We start from the raw sequence: 20,321 nt of genomic DNA on the forward strand, positions 1-20,321 counted from the left end.
ACCACTCGACGTATACAGGTCCGCTCAGGCAGACTGGTCGGCACGACGAGCGTTCACATCTCGCACAACAGACAGGCCCTCGGCGGTTGCACCCCCCGTGACCGCTGAGTGGGTTCGGCTCGACCCCCCCGGAGCCGAACCTCCCGACGACCCCCGTCTCCCCCCGACGGGGGTCGTCCCTTTCCGCAGCGAGCAGCGTGAAGGCATCCAGGATCAGAGCCGCGCAGTCGTCCGTGGTGTGCGTGTAACGATTGAGCGTCGTGGACTCCTGCTCGTGGCCCATGGCCCGCTGCACCAGGGCACCGTCGGTGACCAGCCGGGTGGCGTAGGCGTGCTCAGGCGTGGGCGAGGACGGCCGGGGGGCGGGTGCGGCGCTGGTATGAGCGGGTGCAGAGGGCAAGTGAGAGGCCAAGGCCGGCGAAGGCGAGTCCGCCCACGTAGCCGACCCAAGGGGACCAGCCTTCGGCGTCGCCGACTGTGAAGCCGGCGGCTGCGGCGATCATGGTGGCGAGGCCGTAGGGGGTGAGGGCCACGGCGCCCGGCCAGCCCAGGACGAGCAGCGTCCAGCGTGGCAGCCGCTCGCCCCAGGGGCGGGTCAGCGCGGTCAGCAGCAGCACCCCGCCGAGGGCGCCCAGCACGGTGAAGTCGATCCCATGCTGCTCCAGCCACACCAGCGCCTCGGGTGCACCGTTGGCGCGCATCGAGGCGGCGAGGTCGCCTGCCGGTCGGCCAGCGTTCCCGCCGAACGCCCAGTAGGTCTTCATCAGGATGTAGGGGGTCAGCGCAGCAGTTCCCAACCAAACGGCCTTCGGGGACTTCATCGAACTCATGCGTTGATTCCAGTGCAGCTCCGGGTCCGAAACCTCCCGCGAGGGAACCAGCCGGCTCCCCTGCAAGGGGGATCAACAACGGCCGTGCGGACTTCTGTAGGCCGGTGCAGTGGCGTTGTTGACCGCGCGAACCCGAACCGCCAACCGCAGCCGGCTGTCGCTCGACCTCCGGGGCGCCGCGGCGGGGGCGCCTCCGCCCCCTCGCCGCTGTCGGCGCCCGCTCAGCCCCAGATCTGCGGTGCGGGCTGTCGGGTCGTGGCGTTCAACCGGTTGAAGAAGTTGGTGGTGGCGATCCAGAGCACCAGCGCGGACAGTTCCTTCTCGTCGAAGTGCCGGGTGGCGTCGTCCCAGACCTCGTCGGGCACCGCGTCGGCCCGGTCGGCGAGCCGGGTCGCGGCCTCGGCGAGCGCGAGCGCGGCCCGCTCCGCTGTGGTGAAGTACGGCGTCTCCCGCCATGCGGCCAGCGCGAAGAGCCTCTCCTCGGTCTCTCCGGCCTTCCGTGCGCTGCGCGCGCCGGAGTCGACGCACGCGCTGCATCCGTTGATCTGGCTGGCTCGCAGGTGGACCAACTCCAGCGTGCTGGTGGGGACGCCGGCGGAGTGCGCCGCCTTGTAGAGCAGGTTGATCGCCTTCGCCGCGTCGGGGAGCAGCATCGCGGGGTTCTGGATGCGGGCCTGCATGGTCATCTGGTCCCTGCCCTTCCTGTTACGCTCGCTGGCGTTTCTCGCCGCAGCGTTCTCGTCCGTCACCCTGATGTCGACAGCGGGACGGCCGGCGTGACAGATGTGACCGCGGTCACGTGGAGGCTGGACGTCGGCCAGGATTGCGATGCCATGAGCGACACCGATCTGCTGGCCCTGCGCTTCGAGGAGCAGCGTCCCCGCCTGCGGTCCGTGGCCCAGCGGATGCTCGGCTCCGGGGCCGAGGCCGACGACGCGGTCCAGGACACCTGGCTGCGGCTCAGCCGCGCCGACGTCGACGGCATCGACAACCTGCCGGGGTGGCTCACCACCGCCCTCGGGCGGGTCTGCCTCGATCGGCTGGGGTCGAGCACGGCCCGCCACGAGCAGCCCGCCGACGTCGCCGAGGACGATCCGGCCACGGCCGGGTCCGCCGAGGTCGATCCCGAGCGGGAGGCGCTGCTCACCGAGTCGGTCGGACGGGCGCTGGACGTGGTGCTGCGGACCCTCGGTCCCACCGAACGGCTGGTCTTCGTGCTGCATGACATGTTCGCGGTGTCCTTCGACGAACTCGCCCCCGTCGTCGACCGCAGCCCGGCCGCCGTACGGCAGATCGCCAGCCGGGCCCGCCGTCGTGTGCAGAGCGGACCCCCGACGCCGGAAACGGACCGAGTTCGGCAGCGTGGGCTCGTCGAGGCGTTCCTGGCCGCGTCCCGGGAGGGGCGCTTCGACGACCTGCTCAGCCTCCTCGACCCGCACGTCGTCCTGCGCTCCGACGCCACGGCCGTCAAGATGGGCGGAACGGGCGAGGCACACGGCTCGTCCGTCGTGGCCGCCTTCTTCTCCGGGCGGGCGCAGGCCGCCGTGCCCGCGTTCGTCGACGGCGCGCCGGGCGCGGTGGTGGTCGTCGGCGGCCGTACCCGCATCGTGATCAGCTTTGTGGTCACCGATCGGATCGTCGGCGTCGAGGTGGTCGCCGACCCGGACCAGATCGCCGCCCTCGACCTGGTCATCGACTGACCGGCGGACGGTCTCCGGCGGGGTTCGTCGGCGGCGTGGCTTCCGATGTCGCGCCGCCGTGCACGGGCTCTCCGCTGCCGTCAACACGCGGCACTCCCGCCACCGTGCGACCCGGGTGGCGCCGGGTGCGAGCAGCCGGGCGGTCTCCGCCACCACGTCGTCGGTCTCGGAGTCGAGGTGGAAGCGGGGCGCGTCGTCGACCGCCTGCACGGCGGTGACCAGCCCTGGCAGGGCGTCGTGCAGCGGCGCGGTCGGTTCGGGCGGTCGGCGTCGGCCCGCCACCGCGCCCGGCAGAGAAGCTCCACGAGGCTGTCGGTCAGGTGGCGGATCGTGCCGGCGACGTACGACAGGGGCCGTGCCGGGGGGCGACGGACATAGCAGATCGACTCGCGCGGTGGGCGCTGTCCACAGGCGCCGAAGTTGTCCACAGGCTGGCGCCGTGGGGCGGCGTCCGGTGGCGGATCGGGGGCAGGGTCTCGGGTCAGCAACCCCGGAGCCCGACCGCTGGAGGCCGCGATGCCACCCCGTACCTCCGTCCCGCCGCACCGGCGACTGCCGCTGCTCGTCACCTCGGACGGCGACCTGCTCGACGACCTGCTCCGGCTCGCCGCAGCGGGCGGCGTCGAGGTGGAGCTCGCCGCCGACCCGGCGGCGGCCCGGACCCGCTGGCTGCCCGCCCCGCTCGTGCTGGTCGGCGCCGACCAGGCCCAGCCGTGCCTGCGGGCGCGGCTGCCGCAGCGGCCACGGATGGTGCTGGTCGGCCGGTCCGGGGAGCCCGATCCCGGCTTTCAGGTCGCCGAGCTGATCGGCGCCGAGCACGTGGCCGTCCTGCCGGCCGCCGAGCCGTGGCTGGTGGACCGGTTCGCCGAGTGCGGGCCGGAGGGCGCCGATCGGGGCGTAGCCCGGATCACCGCCGTGCTGGGCGGGCGTGGTGGCGCCGGGGCGAGCATCCTGGCCGGCGGGCTCGCGGTCACGGCCGCCCGTGCCCGGCTGCGCACCCTGCTCGTCGACGCCGATCCGCTCGGCGGTGGGCTCGACCTGGTGCTGGGTTGGGAGCAGTTGGAGGGGCTGCGCTGGCCGGCGCTGACCGACGCCGACGGCCGGGTGGACGCGCCGGCGCTGGTGCGGGCCCTGCCGAGCCGGGGTGACCTGGTGGTGCTCTCCTGGGACCGGGGCGACCTGCTCGCCCTGCCCGCCCAGGCGATGGCGGCCACGGTAGACGCCGCCCGGCGGGGCCGGGACTTCGTGGTGGTGGACCTGCCCCGGCAACTGGACGACGCGGCCGTCACCGCACTCCAGGCGGCCGACCACGTGTTCGTCGTCGTACCGGCCGAACTGCGGGCCACCGCCGCGGCCGCCCGGGTGGTGGCGGCCGCCGCACCGCACTGCGCCGCGATGTCGGTGATCGTGCGCGGTCCGGCACCGGGCAGGCTCGGGGCCGCCGAGGTGGCCCGCGCGCTCGGACTGCCGCTTGCCGGCACGCTGCGGCCGGAGCCGGCGTTGGTCCGTGGGCTGGAGCGGGGCGAGGCACCGGCCGCCCACGGCCGGGGGCCGCTGGCGGCCCTCTGCCAGCGCATCGTCGCCGACCTGACCGGCACACCCGCGGCGGATGCGGCATGACCGGACCGTCCGAGGGCGAGACTCTCGCCTCCCGGGTGCGGCAGCGGATCGCGGCCGCGGCGACCCCGGTCACCCCCGCCGCGATCGTGTCCGCCGTACGCGCGGAACCCACCGCCGCCGTGCTGGGCGACACCGCCCTGCTGCGGATGGCCGACCGGGTGCACGACGACCTGGTGGGTGCCGGTCCGCTCGCGCCGCTGCTGGCCGACCCGGAGGTCACCGACGTGCTGGTCAACGGCGTCCGGGTCTGGGTGGACCGGGGGCAGGGCCTGCACCAGGTCGCGGTGCCGATCGGCACGGTCGACGACGTTCGCCGGCTCGCCCAGCGGCTCACCGCCAGCGCCGGCCGGCGGCTCGACGACGGCTCGCCGTACGCGGACGCGCGGCTCCCCGACGGCACCCGGCTGCACGCCGTGCTGCCGCCGGTGGCGACCGACGGTCCCTACCTGTCCCTGCGGACGTTCCGGCAGCGGCCGTTCACCCTCGACGAGTTGGTACGCCAGGGGACGGTGCCCCGGCCGATGGCGCCGGTGCTCTCCGCCGTCGTGGCGGCCCGGCTGGCGTACCTGGTGACCGGCGGCACCGGCTCGGGCAAAACCACTCTGCTGAACACGCTGCTCGGGCTGGTGCCGTCGACCGAGCGGATCGTGCTGGTGGAGGACGCGGCCGAGCTGCACCCCCGGCACCCGCACGTCGTCGGGTTGCAAGCCAGAACTGCCAACGTGGAGGGATCCGGCGCGGTCGGGCTGACCGACCTGGTCCGGCAGGCACTGCGGATGCGGCCCGATCGGCTGGTCGTCGGCGAGTGCCGGGGCGGGGAGGTGGTCGACCTGCTCGCCGCCCTGAACACCGGTCACGACGGCGGTGCCGGCACCCTGCACGCCAACGCCCCCTCCGACGTGCCGGCCCGGCTGGAGGCGCTCGGGATGCTGGGTGGGCTGCCCCGCCCCGCGCTCCACGCCCAGGTGGCCGCCGCGCTCCAGGTGCTGCTCCAGGTGCGCCGGGGCGAACAGGGGCGGGTGCTGGAGTCGGTGTGCCTGCTCCTGCCCGAGGGTCCGGACCGCCTGGTCGCCGCGGTTCCCGCCTGGGTACGCGGGCGCGGCCTCGGTCCCGCCGCCCGCGCGCTCGGAGCGCTGCTGCGGGAGCGGGGCGTGCCGGTGCCGCCGATCCTCAGCGAGCCGTGGCCCGGATCGGCGGGCCCGAAGTGAGCGCCCCGTACGCGCTGGTGGCGCTGCTGGCGATCGCGTCGGCGGTCGTCGTGGCCAATCTGCTGGGCGGCCTTCGGAGCAGGCGGCGCACCCTCGTGAGCGAGGCACAAGGGAACGCGTCGAACGGGGCGGACGATCCGCTCGTCGACTGGATCACCGAGCTGCGCCGGGCGTCGGAGCCGGATCTCCGCCCCGCCCCGCCGGACCGTCCCGTCGAGGCGTTTACCGGCCCGGCCGCTGGGGCGGCGCCGGCCGGCCGGCAGCCGGGTGAGATGTCCGAGGTGACCGCTCCGGCGCGCCTGCCGGCCGTGGCCCAGGCCGCCTCGGTCCGCCGGGTGCCTCCGAGCGGGCACGGACCGGGCGGCGCGGCGCAGTGGCCGCCGCGGGACGTCGCGGACCGGCCGTCCTGGCCGTGGCCCGCCGGTGGTCACCCCGGCCCGTCCCGACCGCCGGGACCCGCCCGACCACCCACCCGGCGGGACGCGCGACGTCCCGTCGGCGCGCCGGCCCCGACCGCTGCACCCACCCGTCGACCCGACGTTCGGGCGGCCCGTCCTGCCGGTGCGGGACGGCGAGACCGGTCGGGCGTGCTGACCACGTCACCGAGGCGCACCCTGCTGCTGGTGGGGCTGGCCGGCGTCGCGGCCGGACTGCTGCTGGCCGGGCCGGTGGCGGCGGTGGCCGTCGGCGCCTACGGCACGCTGGCCGCCCGCGCGCTGCTTCGACGGCAGTCCGGCCAGCTGGCGGACCGGGCCCGGCGACGTCGGCTGGACGAACTCTGCGGGCTGGCCGCCGATCTGCGGGCCGGCCTGCCGGTGCCGGTCGCCGCTGAGCAGCTCACCCTCGGACGGCCAGGAATCGCCGCCGGGATCGGTCGGGAGGGCGCGGCGCCCGGCGACGGGCGGGACTTCGACGTCGGAGCGGACACGCTGCTCAAGCCGCCCCGGCGACCCGCCGGCAACGGCCCGGACCGGCTGGAGCGGCTGGCGCGGGCGGCCGTACGGCTCGCCGACCGGACGGGCGCGCCGTTGGCCGAGCTGCTGGAGCGCATCGAGGCCGACGCCCGTTCCAGCGACCGGGGACTGGCCGCGGCGGAGGCCCAGGCGGCCGGGGCGCGCGCCACCGCGTTGCTGCTCGCCGCTCTGCCGCTCGGCGGCATCGGGCTCGGCTACGGCATCGGCGTCGACCCCGTGGCGGTGCTGCTGCACACCCCCGTCGGCGGTGCGTGCGCGGTCGCCGCCGTCGCCCTCCAGGTCGCGGGCCTGTTCTGGGCCGAGCGGCTCGGCGCGACACCGGGGCGGGCGAGCTGATGCCCCGGGCGGTGCTGGTCGCGGGCTGCCTGGCGGCGGTGGCCCTGCTCGCCGTCGCGTTCCTCGCCGGCCGGCGGCCGCTGCGCCGCCTGCGCGCCCTGCGCGGGGCGCCGCCCGGCGTACGCCCGGCCGGCTCGGTTCACCGACCGGTGGCGTCCGGGACCGGCGACGAGGCGCCGGAGGGTGCGCGGTCCCGGCGCCGGCCGGATGCGATCCGGCTCGCCGCCGGGCTGGGTGGTCTGGCCGTGGCCGTCGTGGTCGGCGGCTGGCCCGGGTTGCTGACAGCCGCGCCGGCGGCGCTGCTGCTCGACCGTCTGCTGCGCCGGATCGAGCCGCCGGCCGTACGCAGGCGGCGGCTGCGGGAGGCCGCCGACCTCCCGCTCGCCGCCGACCTGCTCGCGGCGGCGATGCGGGCGGGGGCGCCGGTGGACAGGTCCGTCCTGGCCGTGGCGGACGCGCTCGACGGGCCCCTCGCCGACCGGCTCGCCCGGGTGGGCCGGTTGCTGCGGCTCGGCGGCGGCCCCGAGGAGGCATGGGAGCCGCTCGCGTCGGTGCCGGGCGCCGAGCGGCTGACGGCGGCCGTTCGCCGCTCCTCGAACAGCGGCGGGGCGCTGGCCGGCGCGCTGACCCGGCTCGCCGACGACCTGCGCGCCGACCGGTCCACGGCTGCCGAGGCGGCCGCCCGCCGCGCCGGCGTCCTCATCGTGCTGCCGCTGGGGCTCTGCTTCCTGCCGGCCTTCATTCTCGCCGGCCTGGTGCCGGTGATCGTCGCCGTTCTCGGCGACGTGCTCTGACCAACCTTCCAGAAAGGACAAGCACACATGCGCAAACTTCTCGCCCGCCTGCGCGGGGACGCCGGGATGAACACAGCCGAGTACGCCGTCGGCACGCTCGCCGCCGTCGCCTTCGCCGGGATCCTGCTGAAGGTGCTGACCTCCGGCAACGTGCAGTCCGCGTTGACCGCCGTCATCGACCGGGCGCTCAAGTGAGCTGGCGCCGGTCGGCCGGCCGCGACCGGGGTTCCTTCACCGCCGAACTGGCGGCCGGCCTGCCGGCGCTCCTGCTGCTCCTGCTCACCGGGCTGACCGCGGTGAACGCCGTCGGCACGAGGGCGGGCTGCCTGCACGCGGCCCGGGAGGCGGCGCTCGCCGCCTCCCGGGGCGAGGACGGGGTGGCCGCCGCCGGCCGGGTGGCCCCGGCGGGCGCCGAGGTCACGGTCACGGTCGACGGCCAGCGGGTCACCGCCACCGTCCGAGGGCACGTACGCGCACTCGGCACGCGGCTGCCCAGGATCACCGTGACCGCGACCGCGGTCGCGGCGGTGGAACCCGGCGTCCCGGCGGCCCGACCGTGACCGGCTCGTCAGTGCCTCGTCCCGGAGGAACCGGCGGGGAGCGTGGCGGAGCGACCGTCTGCCTGCTCGCGGTCGGGCTGGTGTTCGTCCTGGTCGGCCTGTTCGGGGCGGCCGTCGGTGCCGCCCAGACCGCCCGGCAGCGGGCCCGGGTCGCGGCGGACTTCGGCGCGCTCGCCGGTGCCGGGCAGGCCCTCCGTGGCGAAACGGCGGCGTGCGGTCGGGCAGCCGAGATCGCCGCCGCCAACGGCGGCTCACTGTTGGACTGCCGGCTCGACGGCCTCGACCTCCTGGTGACCGCGGAGGTGGCCGTCACCCCGCTGCCCGGCCTGGCGCGGGCCGCCACGGCGACCGCCCGCGCCGGACCGGTCCGGGCTGACGAGGAGGGAGGCTGACCAGAAGAGGGATTGGTCAGAGGCCAGGTCGCCCCGGCCAGGTCGGCAAGGAGCCGGGCCGGGTGGCGGGAACGCCGCCTCGTGGCGCCGTGATCCGGCACCTCACGTCGCCGTGATCCGGCACCTCGCGCCGCCGTGATCCGGCACCTCGCGCCGCCGTGATCCGGCACCTCACGTCGCCGTCGAGCGCCGCCAGGCGTACCCGGGGCCGGTGGGTCAGCGTGCCTGGAGGGCGTCGAGGGCGACGGCCATCGCGATCACGAGTCGGCGGTCGATCTGCGGGTGCTGCACCTGGACGACGTACCGGTCGCGCAGGCCCCACTGCTTGATCACCGAGAAGACGGGCTGGCCGCCGGCGACGAAGTCGAAGTGGTACGGCAGCCAGGACAGCGAGTCGACGAAGCGCCGCAGCAGCGCCACCGGCATGCTGCGTTCCTGGCCGGTGATCTGCGGCAGGCCGGCCTGCTCCACGTGCCACGTGGAGCGGAGCAGCGACTGGGCGAAGTCCTTGCGGAACAGGCCGATCGGGTTGCCGGCGTGGTCGGTCACGTCGTACGTGGCGCCGATGTCGAGGCGCTGGCGGGCCTTGAAGCCGAGCAGCGGCTGCTGCTTCGAGTCGTCGGTGTAGATCGTCACCTGCTCCTTGAAGGCGAGCCGCTTCTGCTGGGCGAACGCCAGCATCCCGCCTTCGGAGCCGTCCGGTGCGACGGCGTGGACCTCGTACTGGTTGACCATCATCCGGATCCGCTGCCGGATGTGGAACTGCTGCTGGGACTGCAAGGTGTCGGGCTGCATGGGATCTCCTTCGAGGGGTGGGCCGGAGTGTCGCACAGGCTCAACCGTCCCGCCGGCCCTCAGGTAGCGAGCGGCCCCGTCGTCACCCGCGCCTTCGCCACCCCGAACCCACCGCCGGAGCCCACCGCCGGAGCCCACCCGGAGCCACCGCCAGATCGCGTCGCCGGGCCCGCCGCCGGAGCCCGCCGCCAGAGCCCACCGCCCGAAGCCGTCGCCGGATCGCGCTCGCCGGAATCCGCCCCCGCGTGGGACGGCAGCGCGCGGCGGGCTGGTCAGTCCCGGACGGCAGCGTCACCCGGAGCAGCGGCGCGAGGATCCGGGGCGCCATCGGCATCCCCGGACCGGCGGGGCGCCGGTACGCCGTCGGGCAGGTTGGCGAGCACCACGTCCAGCACCTTCACCGCGTCCGGCTTCGAGAGCGGGTTGTTGCCGTTGCCGCACTTCGGGGACTGCACGCAGGACGGGCAGCCCGCCTCGCAGCCGCACTCCGCGATCGCGTCCCGGGTGGCCCGCAGCCAGGCCGCGGCCGTGCCGTACGCGCGCTCCGCGAACCCCGCCCCGCCGGGGTGCCCGTCGTAGACGAAGACGGTCGGCGCCTCGGTGTCCGGGTGCACGGCGGTGGAGAGCCCGCCGATGTCCCAGCGGTCGCAGGTGGCGGTGAGCGGCAGCAGCCCGATCGCGGCGTGCTCGGCGGCGTGCAGCGCGCCCGGCACGTCTGCCGGCTCCACGCCGGCGGCCGCCAGAGACTGCGGCGACAGGGTGAACCAGACCGCCACGGTGCGCAGCTCCCGGGCCGGCAGGTCCAGCGGGCGGGTGTCGATGACCTCGCCGGAGGCGATCCGTCGTCGCTGGTACGACACCACCTGGCTGGTCACGTCGACCTCGCCGAGGAAGAGGCCGACGGGCCCGGCGTCCACGTACGAGCGGACCGACACCACCGACAGCGACGTGACGTCCCGGGCGTGGGTGGACCAGTCCGGCTCCTCGGGGTGCACCAGCGCGCACCCGTCGGCCAGGTCGAGCGAGTCGACCACGTACGAGACGCCCTGGTGCAGGTAGACCGCGCCGGGGTGGAGCAGGAAGTGCGACGAGCCGCCGTCGACGGTGCCGAGCAGCCGCCCGGTCGCCGCCTCCACCACGCAGACCGGCGCGCCGCCCTCGCCGCGCAGGTCCACCTCCGGCCGTTCCCGGTGCCGCCAGTACCAGCCGGTCGGCCGCTGTCGCAGCGCCCCCGCCGCCACGAGCTGGTCCACCGCCTCCTTGGCTCCGTCGCCGAAGAGTTCCAGGTCAGCCGGGGTCAGCGGCGCCTCGACCGCCGCGCAGGCGAGCTGCGGGGCCAGCACGTACGGGTTGGCGGGGTCGAGCACGGTCGCCTCCACCGGCCGGCCGAACAGCGCCTCCGGGTGGTGCACCAGATAGGTGTCGAGCGGGTCGTCCCGGGCGACCAGCACGGCGAGCGCCTCCTGCCCGGAGCGCCCGGCTCGGCCGGCCTGCTGCCACAGCGAGGCCCGCGTGCCCGGGTAACCGCAGATCAGCACCGCGTCGAGCCCGATCAGGTCGACGCCCAGCTCCAGCGCGTTGGTCGAGGCCAGCCCGAGCAGGTCGCCGTGCAGCAGCGCGCGTTCCAGTCCGCGTCGCTCCTCGCGCAGGTAGCCGGCCCGGTAGGCGGCCACCCGGTCGCCGAGGCCGGGTACCGCCTCGTCGAGGGCGCGGCGGGCGTTCGCGGCGACCACCTCGGCGCCGCGCCGGGAGCGCACGAAGGCCAGTGTGCGTACCCCCTCGGCGACCGTGTCGGCGAGCAGGTCGGCCGTCTCCCGCAGCGCCGACCGGCGGACCTGGGTGAGGTCCGCCTGCTGGTCCGCGTGGGAGTCCGGCGGCAGCAGCGGCGGCTCCCAGAGCGCGAAGGTCACCCCGCCGCGCGGCGAGGTGTCCTCCGTGACGGCGGCGACGGGCAGCCCGGTGAGTCGCCCGGCCGCCGCCGCCGGGTCACCGGAGGTCGCCGAGGCCAGCACGAAGACGGGGGTACGCCCAAACCGGGCGCACTGCCTACGCAGCCGGCGCAGCACGTGCGCCACGTGCGAGCCGAAGACTCCCCGGTAGGTGTGGCACTCGTCGATCACCACGTACGTGAGCCGGCGCAGGAACCCGGACCACTGGGCGTGGCCGGGCAGGATGCCGTGGTGCAGCATGTCCGGGTTGGTCAGCACGAACCGCGAGTGCCGCCGGATCCACTCCCGCTCGGCGCGCGGGGTGTCGCCGTCGTAGCAGGCGGGGCGTACGCCCTCCAGCTCCAGCGCGGCGACGGCGCGCAACTGGTCGGCGGCGAGCGCCTTCGTCGGCGCCAGGTAGAGCACGGTGGCGCGGGGGTCGGCGAGCAGGGTGGCCAGCGCGGGGAGCTGGTAGGCCAGGGACTTGCCGGACGCGGTGCCGGTGGCGACCACCACGTGCTGGCCGTCGTACGCCAGGGTGGCGGCCTCGGCCTGATGCCGCCAGGGCGCTACCACGCCGCGCCGGGCGAACGCCGCGCGCAGCTCCTCCGGCGCCCAGCCCGGCCACGGGGCGGGCTCGCCGGCCCTGGCCGGGACCCGTTCGACGTGGGTGACCGGATCGACGCCGTTGCGGGCGCGCAGCCGGCCCAGCAGGTCGGCCGGCGATCGCCCGGGGCCGGCGCCTGCGGACACGGTGGCTGCGGACGACGGCTTCAGGTCGTCGCGCGGCGCTGGGGGTGCCGAGCCGGAGCTGTCGGACGACGGCTTCAGGTCGTCGCGCGGCGCTGGGGGTGCCGAGCCGGAGCTGTCGGACGACGGCTTCAGGTCGTCGCGCGGCGTCGGGGGTGCCGAGCCGGAGCTGTCGGACGACGGCTTCAGGTCGTCGCGCGGCGTCAGACGTGCCGAGCTGAAGCTGTCGGAGGTCACGTCCTGCACTCTCGCACTGGTGTTCGGGGATGAAAAGCGGGGTATGGGGATGCCTTCGCCGGTGAGCAGAGCCGAATCCGGCGGGGATGGTTAGATGCCCAGGAGAGTTTACGGCTCTTGCGAGGGAGGACCGATGGAGCTGTCGCTGGCGACCCGCACCGTGGGCGAGCACACAGTGCTTGAGGTCGGCGGTGAGGTGGACGTCTACACCGCCCCCCGGCTGCGGGAACGGCTCCTCGAACTGATCGACGGCGGGGCCCGCCACGTCGTGGTCGACCTCGGCCGGGTGGACTTCCTCGACTCCACCGGCCTGGGCGTGCTGGTCGGCGCGCTCAAGCGGCTGCGCTCGGCCGGCGGTTCTTTCGCGCTGGTCTGCGACAAGGAGCCGCTGCTCAAGATTTTCCGGATCACCGCGCTCGACCAGGTCTTCCCGTTGCATCCCACGGTCGACGCGGCGATCGGCGCGGACCCGGCCGGCGCTGGCGCGTGATGGCCACGGTCCGGCTCTCCTTCTCGCCGGCCCCGGTGCACGTGCGCACCGCGCGCCTGGTCGGCGTGGCGGTCGCCCGGCGCGCCGGGGTCCGCGAGGACCTGCTCGACGAGGTGCGCCTCGCCATCGGCGAGGCGTGCACGCGCGCGGTCGCCCTGCACCGACAGTACGGCGTGTCCGACCCGGTGCTCGTCGAGATGTCCGACAGCGGGGCGTACGCGGTGCGGGTCGTCGACCGCGCGCCGATCGAGGCCGGCCTCGGCCTGGCCGCGCTGGACGCCGACCAGCTCGCCAACGAGTCGTTGAACGAGGACGACCTCACCACCGGCGTCGGCTTCGCGCTGCTCGCCGGCTTCGTCGAGGACCTCCAGGTCCGCCCGGTCGACGAGGGCATCGGCACCGAGGTGCGGATGGTCTGGCCCGTGGGCCGCCGAAGCTGATCCGCCCCGGCCCCGGCGAGGGGCCGCGTCGCTCCTCCACCGCCCTCCGGCAGAGGGCGTCGCACGCCGTCAGGCCGCGTTCCGCGAAGGGACGCGGCCTCCTTGTCATGGACGGACTCCTATATCAGATTTTTTCTCGTAACACAGCGACGAAGATCATCGAGACAGGGTGCCCCCTCGGTGTGACCTCCGACACTGCGGAGGGCTACAGTACGCGGGTTGTCAGCAAGTGATCGCATCCCGCAACCAGCGGGAACCGTGTCATCGCTGGTCCGCCGGGGTGGGTTGGCGCGCTTGCGAATCCGCATCCAGGCGCCGGGTCGGTGCGTCTCCACCGGCCGGCGCGAGCGTTCGGTACAGGAGGACACAGATGTCCGACACCTTGGCCGCCGAGGGCGGCGGGATCTCCCTCACCGGAAACAATGTCACGTACGTCGTCATCGCCGCGGTGATCGCGCTGGTGGCGCTCGCCTTCGCCGCCGCACTGACGAAAGCCGTACTGGCCGCCGGCAAGGGCACCACCAACATGCAGGAGATCTCCGGCGCGGTTCAGGAGGGCGCCTCGGCCTACCTGCTCCGGCAGTTCCGCACCCTGGCGATCTTCGTGGTCATCGCCGTGGTGCTGCTCTTCCTGCTGCCGGTGCACGACACCGACGGCAACGAGACGGCGGTGAAGATCGGGCGCTCCGCCTTCTTCGTCGTCGGCGCGCTGTTCAGCGCGTTCATCGGCGGCGCCGGCATGTGGCTGGCCACCCGGGCCAACCTGCGGGTCGCCGCCGCCGCCCGGGAACGGCAGGGCGGCCGCGAGGGCGCCATGAAGATCGCCTTCCGCACCGGCGGCGTCGTCGGCTTCCTCACCGTCGGGCTCGGCCTCTTCGGCGCCGCGCTGGTCGTGCTCTTCTTCCGGGGCGACGCGCCGACCGTGCTGGAGGGCTTCGGCTTCGGCGCCGCGCTGCTCGCCATGTTCATGCGGGTCGGCGGCGGCATCTTCACCAAGGCCGCCGACGTGGGCGCCGACCTGGTCGGCAAGGTCGAGCAGGGCATCCCCGAGGACGACCCGCGCAACGCCGCCACCATCGCCGACAACGTGGGCGACAACGTCGGCGACTGCGCCGGCATGGCCGCCGACCTCTTCGAGTCGTACGCCGTGACCCTGGTCGCCGCGCTGATCCTCGGTCGCGCCGCCTTCGGCGAGCAGGGCCTGGTCTTCCCGCTGATCATCTCCACCATCGGCGTGCTCATCGCGATCGTCGGCGTCTTCATCACCCGGCTGCGCGCCTCGGACCGCAGCGGCCTGACCGCGATCAACCGGGCCTTCTACATCTCCGCGCTGCTGTCCGCGGTGCTGGTCGCGGTCGCCACGTACGCGTACCTGCCGGCCACCTTCGCCGAGCTGGAGGGCGGGCTCACCGACGTCGACGAGAACCCGCGGGTCGTCGCCATCGGCGCGGTCGTCATCGGCATCGTGCTGGCCGCCGCGATCCAGGCGCTGACCGGCTACTTCACCGAGACCGACCGGCGCCCGGTGCAGGACATCGGCAAGAGCTCCCAGACCGGCCCCGCCACCGTCATCCTCGCCGGCATCAGCGTCGGCCTGGAGTCGGCGGTCTACTCGGCGCTGCTGATCGGCGCCGGGGTGTTCGGCGCGTTCCTGCTCGGCGGCAGCTCCATCACGCTCTCGCTGTTCGCCGTGGCGCTGGCCGGCACCGGCCTGCTCACCACGGTCGGTGTGATCGTCGCGATGGACACGTTCGGCCCGATCTCCGACAACGCCCAGGGCGTGGCGGAGATGTCCGGCGACATCGACGAGCACGGCGCCCGGACGCTGACCGAGCTGGACGCGGTCGGCAACACCACCAAGGCGATCACCAAGGGCATCGCGATCGCCACGGCCGTACTCGCCGCGACGGCGCTCTTCGGCTCCTACACCGACACGCTGCGCACCGCGTACTCCGACGCCGGGGTGGGCGACGTCGGCGCCGAGATCCTCAACTCGCTGAACGTGGCGAACCCGCGCAACCTGGTCGGCCTGATCATCGGCGCGGCGGTGGTCTTCCTCTTCTCCGGGCTCGCCATCAACGCGGTCTCCCGCTCGGCCGGCGCGGTCGTGATGGAGGTCCGCCGGCAGTTCCGCGAGCTGCCCGGGATCATGGACCGCACCCAGCGCCCCGAGTACGGCAAGGTCGTCGACATCTGCACCCGGGACGCGCAGCGCGAGCTGATGACCCCCGGCCTGCTCGCCATCCTCGCCCCGATCGCGGTCGGCTTCGGCCTCGGGCCGGGCGCGCTCGCGGCGTACCTGGCCGGGGCGATCGGGGCCGGCACGCTGATGGCGGTCTTCCTGGCCAACTCGGGTGGCGCCTGGGACAACGCGAAGAAGCTCGTCGAGGACGGCGCGTACGGCGGCAAGGGCTCCGAGTCGCACGCCGCGACCGTCATCGGCGACACCGTCGGCGACCCGTTCAAGGACACCGCCGGCCCGGCGATCAACCCGCTGATCAAGGTGATGAACCTGGTCTCGCTGCTGATCGCGCCGGCCGTGGTGGCCTGGAGCGTGGGCGACGAGAAGAACACCGCCCTGCGGGTCGGCATCGCCGTGGTGGCGACGCTGATCGTCGTCGCGGCGGTGGTGTTCAGCAAGCGCAAGGGCGTGGCGATGTCCGACTCCGGTGCCGGCACCGGCACCGGCAGCCCGGACCAGCGACCGGAGACGGTCAACGCCTGATCCGTCCGGCATCCGGTCCCCGGTCGGCCCGCGTGGCCGGCCGGGGACCGTGCCGCCGCGGCAAACCTGACCGGTGCCCCGGCTCGACACAGGCCGTACGCTGCTTCGCATGCGCACGTGCCGGGCGACAACCGCCGGAAAGCTCACGGTGGTCCTGGCCACGCTCGTCCTCGTGGCCGCCGGCTGCGGTGGCGGCCCCAGCCCGCAGGCGTGGGCCGCCTCGGTCTGCTCGGCGCTCACCCCGTGGCGGGCCGAGATCAGCAAGCTGACCAGCAGCACCGACCAGCAGATGACCGCCCAGACCACCCCGGCGCAGGCGAAGGAGAACCTGGTGCGGCTCTTCGGCGGCGCGGAGCAGGCCAGCGAGACCGCCCGGCGCAAGGTCGAGCAGGCCGGCATCCCGGAGGCCGAGCACGGTGCGGAGGTCTCCGCCGGCTTCCGCGCGTCCCTGGAGAAGATGCGCGACGCGTACGGCCGGGCCCGGGACACCATCGACGGGCTGAGCACGGGCCAGCCCACCGCCTTCTACGACGGCGTCCGCGCCGCCGTGGAGACCCTCAACAAGGAGTACGACGCCAGCGCGCTCGACACCAGCCGGCTCAACTCGGAGGAGTTGAAACGGGCCTTCGACGAGGTGCCGGAGTGTCGCTGAGCGGGACCGGTGAGTCGGACGGCCGGACGCCGCCCGCGCTGTTCCCGGCGCCCGAGCCGGACCGGGTGGCGCCGGCGCCCCGCCGGGCCGCCCCGCCCCCGCCGGGCGACGTCGACGACTCCGCCCGGCAACTGCCGTTCTTCGCCGCCGAGGCGGCGGACCCGTCCCTCGCGGACCTCGCCGGGCTGCTCGCCGGTCCGGGCGAGGTGGTCCGGATGGGCGGGACGGCCCGCCTCTCCGTGGTGGTGGACGCCGCCTGGCGCGTGCACGTGCTCGTCGCCGAGCTGGCGCTGCGTGGGGTGGCGGCCACCTGGGAGGCGACCGCCGACGGGCGGCACGCGGTGCGCACCTCGTACGCCCGCACCCTGAAGCCGCTCGCGGTGGCCTGGCTGCGCGGCCCCGGCAAGCGTCCGCCCGCCGGCTTCCACCTCAACGGCCGGCGGCTGCGGCTCTGGCTCGCCGCGGCGGGCGTGGCCGAGCCGCCCGGCTACCTGCTCCGGCTCGGCGTGGCCGACGAGGAGTGCTGGGAGCCGGTCGGCGCGGCGCTCGCCGCGGTCGGCCTGTCCGGGGCCCTCCTGGGGCCGGCCGACGGCGGCCCGGCGTACCGGATCACCGGCCGCCGCCGGCTCGCCCGCCTGGCCGAGCTGGTCGGGGACCCGCCGCCCGCCGCCCCGCCGACGGCCTGGCCCAGCCACTCCTGACCCGCCCCGGCTGCCCCTGACCCGGCCCACCCCGCTCCGCCGGTGTCCGATCCGGGACAGCCGGACGCGGAAATCCGCAGGAAAACGGCCGGGTGGCGCCTCGGCCGACGGCCCGCCATCGTCACAGTGTCCCGCCCCCCGGCACACGCACGGTGTACGGTGGCGCCGTCCGGCACCGCCAGCGCCGCCGGAGAGAAGGTGCCGCCCCGCCGGGGGCGGTTTGCCGCCCGCGAAACCCGAAACGCGGGCGGCGCGTTACGTTGGACGTCCGGGCCGCCGGGGGTCGGCGGGTCGGAAGCGGGCCCGAACCGGGCACCGCGCGGCTGCGAGCAGGAGTGAGGTCGGGGAGAAACGTGCCGAGCAACGCTGGAACCACCCGTCTGGTCATCGTCGAGTCACCGGCGAAGGCCAAGACGATCTCGGGCTACCTCGGCCCGGGATACGTCGTGGAGGCCAGCTTCGGCCACGTCCGGGACCTTCCACGCAACGCCGCCGACGTGCCGGCGAAGTACAAGGGCGAGCCGTGGGCGCGGCTCGGGGTGGACGTCGACAACGGCTTCCACGCCCTCTACGTGGTCTCCGCCGACCGCAAGCAGCAGATCAGCAAGCTGGTGAAGCTGGCCAAGGAGGTCGACGAGATCTTCCTGGCGACGGACGAGGACCGCGAGGGCGAGGCGATCGCCTGGCACCTGGTGGAGACCCTCAAGCCCAAGGTGCCGGTCAAGCGGATGGTCTTCCACGAGATCACCAAGCCGGCGATCCAGGCGGCGGTGGCCAACCCCCGCGAGATCGACCGGGACCTGGTCGACGCCCAGGAGGCCCGGCGCATCCTCGACCGGCTCTACGGCTACGAGGTCTCCCCCGTGCTGTGGAAGAAGGTCATGCCGAAGCTCTCGGCGGGCCGGGTGCAGTCCGTGGCGACCCGGATCGTGGTGGAGCGGGAACGGCAGCGGATGGCCTTCCGCACGGCGGAATACTGGGACATCCTGGCCACCCTCGCCGTGACGAACGCCGGCGAGGGGCCGCGCAACTTCAACGCCACCCTGGTCGCGCTGAACGGCGACCGCATCGCCACCGGCAAGGACTTCGAGCCGACCACGGGTCGCGTGAAGCCCGGCGCCGGGGTGGTGCACCTGGACGAGGGCGGGGCCCGGGGGCTCGCGGCCCGCCTGGAGGGCCGGCCGTTCACCGTCACCCGCGTCGAGGAGAAGCCCTACCGGCGTCGCCCGTACGCGCCGTTCATCACCTCCACCCTCCAGCAGGAGGCGGCCCGCAAGCTGCGGTTCTCGTCGCAGCAGACGATGCGCACCGCGCAGCGCCTCTACGAGAACGGCTACATCACCTACATGCGTACCGACTCGGTGAACCTGTCGGAGACCGCCATCGCGGCGGCCCGCCGGCAGATCGTCGAGCTGTACGGCGAGCGCAGCGTGCCGCCGGAGCCGCGCCGCTACACCGGAAAGGTGAAGAACGCGCAGGAGGCGCACGAGGCGATCCGCCCGGCGGGGGACAACTTCCGCACCCCGGGCGACGTGGCCAAGGAGCTGTCGGCCGAGGAGTTCAAGCTCTACGAGCTGATCTGGCGGCGCACCATCGCCTCGCAGATGACCGACGCCGTCGGCTCCAGTGTCTCGGTGCGCATCCGCGCCGTCTCCTCGGCGCAGGAGGAGGCCGACTTCGGCGCCACCGGCAAGACCATCACCGATCCGGGCTTCCTGCGCGCGTACGTCGAGTCGAGCGACGACGAGAACGCCGAGGCCGAGGACGCGGAGCGCCGGCTGCCCACCCTCGTCAAGGACCAGCCGCTCACCGCCGACGAGCTGGCCGCGCAGGGCCACCACACCCAGCCACCGTCGCGCTACACCGAGGCGTCGCTGGTCAAGGCCCTCGAAGAGCTGGGCATCGGCCGTCCCTCGACGTACGCGTCGATCATGCAGACCATCCAGGACCGCGGGTACGTCTTCAAGCGCGGCCAGGCGATGATCCCGTCATTCCTGGCGTTCGCCGTGATCGGCCTGCTGGAGCGGCACTACCCGCGCCTGGTCGACTACGACTTCACGGCCAGCATGGAGAACGAGCTGGACGAGATCGCCGGCGGCGACCACGCGGCGGTCGACTTCCTCACCGCGTTCTACTTCGGCAGCGCCAACGGCGCCGGCGACCGGGACATCGCCCGCTCCGGCGGCCTGAAGAAGCTGGTCACCGAGAACCTCAGCGAGATCGACGCGCGCAGCGTCAACTCGATCCCGCTGTTCACCGACGACGACGGCCGCGAGGTCGTCGTCCGGGTCGGCCGCTACGGCCCGTACCTCCAGCGGGCGGTGCCGGGCGAGCAGCCGGCGCCCGCCGCGGAGGGCGAGGAGGGCGCCGGCCAGGGCGACCGGGCGCCGATCCCCGAGGGGCTGGCGCCGGACGAGCTGACCCCGGAGAAGGTGCACGAGCTGTTCCTCGGGGGCGGGGGCGAGCGGAAGCTCGGCGACGACCCGGCCACCGGCGAGCCGATCCTGCTCAAGTCGGGCCGCTTCGGCCCGTACGTGGCCAGCGGCGAGCGCAAGTCGTCGCTGCTGCGCTCGCAGTCGCCGGACTCGCTCACCCTCGACGAGGCGCTGAAGCTGCTTAGCCTGCCCCGGCTGGTCGGCGTGGCCCCGGACGGTGTCGAGGTCTTCGCGAACAACGGCCGCTACGGCCCGTACGTCAAGCGCGGCGACGAGTTCCGCTCGCTGGACTCCGAGGACAAGATGTTCACCGTCACGCTGGACGAGGCGCTGGCCCTGCTGGCCGCCCCGAAGACCCGCCAGCGTCGGGCCGCCGCGCCGCCCCTGCGGGAGATGGGCGTCGACCCGCTGACCGAGAAGCCGCTGGTCATCAAGGACGGTCGGTTCGGCCCGTACGTCACGGACGGGGAGACCAACGCGTCGCTGCGCCGGGGCCAGACCCCGGAGGCGCTGAGCATCGAGGAAGCCTCCGAGATGCTCGCCGAGAAGCGCGCGAAGGGCCCGGCGCCGAAGAAGAAGGCCGCCGCGAAGAAGGCACCCGCCAAGAAGGCCGCGGCGACGAAGAAGACGGCCGCGGCGACCAAGTCCACGGCCGCCAAGAAGACGACGACGGCCAAGGCCACCACGGCGAAGAAGGCCCCGGCCAAGAAGGCGGCCCCCCGGAAGGCCACCACCACCGCCGACTGACCCGCCA

18 protein-coding genes are annotated in these 20,321 nt (G+C 74.5%); 14 read left to right on the top strand and 4 right to left on the bottom strand.

Annotation, left to right across the window (positions count from 1 at the left end):
- Positions 1–335 precede the first annotated feature (335 nt).
- Together AB0L34_RS00320 and AB0L34_RS00325 are read right to left on the bottom strand one after the other, a co-directional pair.
- Positions 336–830 (bottom strand): hypothetical protein, encoded by a 495-nt coding sequence (locus AB0L34_RS00320; RefSeq protein ID WP_363700617.1) that lies wholly within the window; start codon positions 828–830, stop codon positions 336–338.
- A 221-nt stretch (positions 831–1,051) separates the two neighbouring features.
- Positions 1,052–1,510: a carboxymuconolactone decarboxylase family protein gene (locus AB0L34_RS00325; RefSeq protein WP_363700729.1), complete on the bottom strand. Its 459-nt coding sequence runs from the start codon at positions 1,508–1,510 to the stop codon at positions 1,052–1,054.
- 153 nt (positions 1,511–1,663) lie between these two features.
- Between AB0L34_RS00325 and AB0L34_RS00330 the strand changes: the two genes are divergently transcribed.
- From AB0L34_RS00330 to AB0L34_RS00365, 8 genes are all read left to right on the top strand, one after another.
- Positions 1,664–2,530, top strand: coding sequence for a sigma-70 family RNA polymerase sigma factor (locus AB0L34_RS00330; RefSeq protein WP_363700619.1), 867 nt, complete (start codon positions 1,664–1,666; stop codon positions 2,528–2,530).
- 516 nt (positions 2,531–3,046) lie between these two features.
- Positions 3,047–4,150 (top strand): septum site-determining protein Ssd, encoded by a 1,104-nt coding sequence (gene ssd / locus AB0L34_RS00335; protein ID WP_363700621.1) that lies wholly within the window; start codon positions 3,047–3,049, stop codon positions 4,148–4,150.
- Positions 4,147–5,358: a TadA family conjugal transfer-associated ATPase gene (locus AB0L34_RS00340; RefSeq protein ID WP_363700624.1), complete on the top strand. Its 1,212-nt coding sequence runs from the start codon at positions 4,147–4,149 to the stop codon at positions 5,356–5,358. Before ssd ends, AB0L34_RS00340 begins: the two co-directional genes overlap by 4 nt.
- Positions 5,355–6,668: a hypothetical protein gene (locus AB0L34_RS00345; protein WP_363700626.1), complete on the top strand. Its 1,314-nt coding sequence runs from the start codon at positions 5,355–5,357 to the stop codon at positions 6,666–6,668. The genes AB0L34_RS00340 and AB0L34_RS00345 overlap by 4 nt, the downstream gene beginning before the upstream one ends.
- Complete coding sequence (locus AB0L34_RS00350; protein WP_363700628.1) at positions 6,668–7,462, top strand: type II secretion system F family protein; 795 nt, start codon at positions 6,668–6,670, stop codon at positions 7,460–7,462. Before AB0L34_RS00345 ends, AB0L34_RS00350 begins: the two co-directional genes overlap by 1 nt.
- Before the next feature lie 27 nt (positions 7,463–7,489).
- Positions 7,490–7,657: a DUF4244 domain-containing protein gene (locus AB0L34_RS00355; RefSeq protein WP_076470820.1), complete on the top strand. Its 168-nt coding sequence runs from the start codon at positions 7,490–7,492 to the stop codon at positions 7,655–7,657.
- Positions 7,654–8,022, top strand: a complete 369-nt coding sequence (locus AB0L34_RS00360) for a TadE family type IV pilus minor pilin (RefSeq protein WP_363700630.1) — start codon at positions 7,654–7,656, stop codon at positions 8,020–8,022. The genes AB0L34_RS00355 and AB0L34_RS00360 overlap by 4 nt, the downstream gene beginning before the upstream one ends.
- Positions 8,023–8,033: 11 nt before the next feature.
- Positions 8,034–8,414 (top strand): Rv3654c family TadE-like protein, encoded by a 381-nt coding sequence (locus AB0L34_RS00365; RefSeq protein ID WP_363700632.1) that lies wholly within the window; start codon positions 8,034–8,036, stop codon positions 8,412–8,414.
- 216 nt (positions 8,415–8,630) lie between these two features.
- Here AB0L34_RS00365 and AB0L34_RS00370 read toward each other — a convergent pair whose 3' ends face one another.
- Positions 8,631–9,209 carry a hypothetical protein gene (locus AB0L34_RS00370; RefSeq protein WP_363700633.1) on the bottom strand — a complete coding sequence of 193 codons (579 nt, stop codon included), beginning with the start codon at positions 9,207–9,209 and terminating at the stop codon, positions 8,631–8,633.
- A 272-nt stretch (positions 9,210–9,481) separates the two neighbouring features.
- Positions 9,482–11,914, bottom strand: a complete 2,433-nt coding sequence (locus tag AB0L34_RS00375; protein ID WP_363700731.1) for a DEAD/DEAH box helicase — start codon at positions 11,912–11,914, stop codon at positions 9,482–9,484.
- 343 nt (positions 11,915–12,257) lie between these two features.
- On the opposite strand from AB0L34_RS00375, the gene AB0L34_RS00380 reads away from it, so the two are divergent.
- The 6 genes from AB0L34_RS00380 (at position 12,258) to topA (ending at position 20,314) form a co-directional block, all read left to right on the top strand.
- Positions 12,258–12,614, top strand: a complete 357-nt coding sequence (locus tag AB0L34_RS00380) for an STAS domain-containing protein (protein ID WP_282263055.1) — start codon at positions 12,258–12,260, stop codon at positions 12,612–12,614.
- Positions 12,614–13,054: an ATP-binding protein gene (locus tag AB0L34_RS00385; protein WP_357452553.1), complete on the top strand. Its 441-nt coding sequence runs from the start codon at positions 12,614–12,616 to the stop codon at positions 13,052–13,054. Before AB0L34_RS00380 ends, AB0L34_RS00385 begins: the two co-directional genes overlap by 1 nt.
- A 370-nt stretch (positions 13,055–13,424) precedes the next feature.
- Entirely contained in the window at positions 13,425–15,779 is a 2,355-nt protein-coding gene (locus AB0L34_RS00390; protein ID WP_350701813.1) for a sodium-translocating pyrophosphatase, read from the top strand.
- A gap of 109 nt (positions 15,780–15,888) precedes the next feature.
- Positions 15,889–16,431 (top strand): hypothetical protein, encoded by a 543-nt coding sequence (locus AB0L34_RS00395; RefSeq protein WP_363700636.1) that lies wholly within the window; start codon positions 15,889–15,891, stop codon positions 16,429–16,431.
- Positions 16,428–17,132 carry a hypothetical protein gene (locus AB0L34_RS00400; protein WP_363700733.1) on the top strand — a complete coding sequence of 235 codons (705 nt, stop codon included), beginning with the start codon at positions 16,428–16,430 and terminating at the stop codon, positions 17,130–17,132. The genes AB0L34_RS00395 and AB0L34_RS00400 overlap by 4 nt, the downstream gene beginning before the upstream one ends.
- A 353-nt stretch (positions 17,133–17,485) precedes the next feature.
- Positions 17,486–20,314: a type I DNA topoisomerase gene (gene topA, locus AB0L34_RS00405; RefSeq protein WP_363700638.1), complete on the top strand. Its 2,829-nt coding sequence runs from the start codon at positions 17,486–17,488 to the stop codon at positions 20,312–20,314.
- Positions 20,315–20,321 lie beyond the last annotated feature (7 nt).

The organism is Micromonospora sp. NPDC052213 (assembly GCF_040679695.1).
GTDB lineage: Bacteria > Actinomycetota > Actinomycetes > Mycobacteriales > Micromonosporaceae > Micromonospora.

What these genes read in the sequence shown, in the direction of transcription:
- AB0L34_RS00320 (WP_363700617.1), bottom strand. Translation starts at nt 830, where the DNA reads ATGAGTTCGATGAAGTCCCCGAAGGCCGTTTGGTTGGGAACTGCTGCG.
- AB0L34_RS00325 (WP_363700729.1), bottom strand. Translation starts at nt 1,510, where the DNA reads ATGCAGGCCCGCATCCAGAACCCCGCGATGCTGCTCCCCGACGCGGCG.
- AB0L34_RS00330 (WP_363700619.1), top strand. Translation starts at nt 1,664, where the DNA reads ATGAGCGACACCGATCTGCTGGCCCTGCGCTTCGAGGAGCAGCGTCCC.
- ssd (WP_363700621.1), top strand. Translation starts at nt 3,047, where the DNA reads ATGCCACCCCGTACCTCCGTCCCGCCGCACCGGCGACTGCCGCTGCTC.
- AB0L34_RS00340 (WP_363700624.1), top strand. Translation starts at nt 4,147, where the DNA reads ATGACCGGACCGTCCGAGGGCGAGACTCTCGCCTCCCGGGTGCGGCAG.
- AB0L34_RS00350 (WP_363700628.1), top strand. Translation starts at nt 6,668, where the DNA reads ATGCCCCGGGCGGTGCTGGTCGCGGGCTGCCTGGCGGCGGTGGCCCTG.
- AB0L34_RS00355 (WP_076470820.1), top strand. Translation starts at nt 7,490, where the DNA reads ATGCGCAAACTTCTCGCCCGCCTGCGCGGGGACGCCGGGATGAACACA.
- AB0L34_RS00370 (WP_363700633.1), bottom strand. Translation starts at nt 9,209, where the DNA reads ATGCAGCCCGACACCTTGCAGTCCCAGCAGCAGTTCCACATCCGGCAG.
- AB0L34_RS00380 (WP_282263055.1), top strand. Translation starts at nt 12,258, where the DNA reads ATGGAGCTGTCGCTGGCGACCCGCACCGTGGGCGAGCACACAGTGCTT.
- AB0L34_RS00385 (WP_357452553.1), top strand. Translation starts at nt 12,614, where the DNA reads ATGGCCACGGTCCGGCTCTCCTTCTCGCCGGCCCCGGTGCACGTGCGC.
- AB0L34_RS00390 (WP_350701813.1), top strand. Translation starts at nt 13,425, where the DNA reads ATGTCCGACACCTTGGCCGCCGAGGGCGGCGGGATCTCCCTCACCGGA.
- AB0L34_RS00395 (WP_363700636.1), top strand. Translation starts at nt 15,889, where the DNA reads ATGCGCACGTGCCGGGCGACAACCGCCGGAAAGCTCACGGTGGTCCTG.